Genomic DNA, 2723 nt, shown 5'->3' on the forward strand with positions numbered 1-2723 from the left:
ACGGATTTGGCTGTCCAGCAATTCAGGGTGACGGGCATTAAAGAGGGTGAGGACGGGGTGTCATTCGATATCACCGCCGTTGAGCATAACCCCGATAAATATGGCCATATCGACACCGGCACCCGAATAGACGAGCGTCCGATTTCGGTTATTCCTCCCGGTGTTCAGCCGCCCCCGAAAAATGTCGCTATCAGCAGTTATTCTGTGGTCAATCAGGGGATAGCGGTCACGACATTGCGGGTGACATGGGATGCAGCCGAGAGTGCGATCGCGTATGAAGCTGAATGGCGGCGTGATAACGGCAACTGGATATCTGCACCCCGAACCTCTACACAGGGCTTTGAAATCCCCAATATTTACGCGGGACGCTATCAGGCGAGAGTACGAGCCATTAATGCCGCTGAGATATCCAGTCTCTGGGCGAATGCACCGGAAACTCACCTGAAAGGGAAAGAAGGCAACCCTCCGGCACCGTTGGCATTCCGGACTGTCCCGATCATCTTCGGTATCCAATTGGATTGGGGCTTTGCTGCCCAGACGGACGACACGTTAAAAACTGAAATCCAGTACAGCAAGACGAATGACGGTGAAGGCTTAATGCTGCTGGCCGATATCCCTTATCCCCAGCGGACGCACACGATGCAGGGACTGGCGGCAGGCGTTGCCTTCTATTTCCGTGCGCGTCTGGTGGACAAGTCCGGTAATCAATCCCCGTGGACGGCGTTCATTCGTGGGGAGTCTTCTTCGGATACGAACTGGATCATCGATGCAGCAGGTAAGGAATTTCTTTCCAACAAAGCAGGCCAGCGTTTGCAGTCTCAGATGGACTTTAACTCCGAAGCCATCATGGAGAACGCCGCTCTCACCGGTGCTGTTGTTCAGCGTCAGTTGAAAGTGAATGGTGATCTTAAGGCCGAGATATTGCACGTTCAGACCACGCAGGTTACGGACAGGGAAGCCTTTGCTGAGGACATGAAGAAGGTACAGGCCGATGTGGGGGAGAATGCGGCGGCGGTGCAGACGAAGGCGACGGCGGTCTTTGATATCGACGGGAACGGTTATGCCATTAACTATGTCGGAGCGGGAGTGAAGTACAACAACCAGTTCTATAAAGCCGGGATGGTTATCGGGGCTGAGGTGAAAAACGGACAGGTCACTACCTCCATTGGATTTAATGCCAATAACTTTGGCTGGTTTAATCCGGCCAGTGGCAAGATGGAGCCGTTTATGATGGTTAAAAATGGACAGTTGTTTGTCAGGGATGCCTTTATTGATATGGCCGATATCAAACGGTTGTTGGTAGGCATTGACATGAAATCATCGAATTATATTCCTAATCAGCGGGGATTTCGGATTGATGCTAATACCGGATTTTTGGAGATTAACGGCGTTGGGAATGGCTATCGCACCCAGAGCAGGAGTACAGGCTGGTATGTGTTTGATAGCCGGGGCGTAGCGATCATTGAACTGGGGTTATTCTTATGAGTGATTATGGGTTGAAGATTGTTAATCCCCATGATGGAACGAGCTTTATATTTAATGCCAATACCGCACCGGCTGCCCTGACATGGGTGGCCAATGTGGATTCCAATACCTCAGGGGCAAACGCGGATGCTGAGACATGGACGTGTCCGGTCAAAATTCCCGCAGGGTATAAATCAGCGATTGCGGCTCAGGCAATGGCGGGTATTGCGTTCTATTACGATGGTGATAATTATCGAATTAACGGCGGGGAAGAATATTGTAACTATATTCAGAATGGTGAAACCGTTGTCATTAAAAACATGGTGCTGAGAAATGCATATGGCACATTAGGGAATATTGTCAAAATAATCTCATTCCCTCATAACCAGACAGGAACGGCAGGGCTAAAAATAGGGGGCAATGTTAATTTTAATGTGGATATTCCCCACAGTGGATTCTCGTATGTATCACATAAAGTGACATTGAAAATTGAGGGTTATGTTGATTTCTCAAAGATAGACCCCCGGTTAAATTTGGGCAACTGTCTGGCGTTCTTTCATACCGATGATCCGTATGCCATGATTTCGATACGCCGGGAGGCGTTCACCAGTGGATATGATTTATATTATCAGTGTACCGACAGGCGTCATGGAGGACGAACTTCTGCCACCTTTCGGGTGATAATTTTCTCTGATTTGAATGCATCAGGACGGTTCCAAAATGAACGTTATGGGTTACGGCTGAGAAACAGTCGCGGGGAGATTACCTTTTCATCCGGGGTAGGGGTGTTAACCCGGCCGACAGAAGTGAGAATCAGTCAACATAAACAAAATGAACGTATTGCCGTCCCCGGCATTTCCCACCCCATGTATATACCGTCAATGGTCGGTGAACACTTCTGGCTGGATGGGCGTCTGGGTAAAAATCAAGAATTATGTGTTGGTAATTATGATGCGAATTCGATTTGCTTTGGTGTATCAAATAGTTACGATAAGGCGGGTTACCTGGGGTCTGTGCCGTATGGCACGGATTACACTTATGTGACTCAAAAACCCGTCTTGATCCTCGACGCTTCCGATTACTTCAATTTCTAACCTCTCAGGATAAACAAACATGATCTACTCAGACGGCACAACGAATCTCGTGTCCGGCTCGGCTATTGTCCGAGGAACGGGCACTAAATGGAAAAGTAATATTAACGGCATTGCCGCAGGCCAGATTATTTCGATTCAATCCGGCAATACGGTGATTCAGAATGT

Annotated in this window: 2 protein-coding genes; both read left to right on the plus strand. The window is 48.7% G+C overall.

The genetic code is table 11. The features are described 5' to 3' along the window. Window positions 1-1485, plus strand: a 1485-nt coding sequence (locus PSI22_RS20940) for a phage tail tip fiber protein (protein ID WP_273581414.1), incomplete at its 5' end; no start/stop codon positions are given. Then, on the plus strand, window positions 1482-2558 hold the full coding sequence (locus PSI22_RS20945) for a hypothetical protein (RefSeq protein WP_273581415.1): 1077 nt from the start codon (window positions 1482-1484) through the stop codon (window positions 2556-2558). The genes PSI22_RS20940 and PSI22_RS20945, both read left to right, overlap by 4 nt. The last annotated feature ends 165 nt before the right edge of the window (window positions 2559-2723 follow it).

It is taken from the genome of Xenorhabdus aichiensis, from assembly GCF_028598775.1.
Taxonomy (GTDB): domain Bacteria; phylum Pseudomonadota; class Gammaproteobacteria; order Enterobacterales; family Enterobacteriaceae; genus Xenorhabdus; species Xenorhabdus bovienii.

What these genes read in the sequence shown, in the direction of transcription:
- PSI22_RS20945 (WP_273581415.1), top strand. Translation starts at nt 1,482, where the DNA reads ATGAGTGATTATGGGTTGAAGATTGTTAATCCCCATGATGGAACGAGC.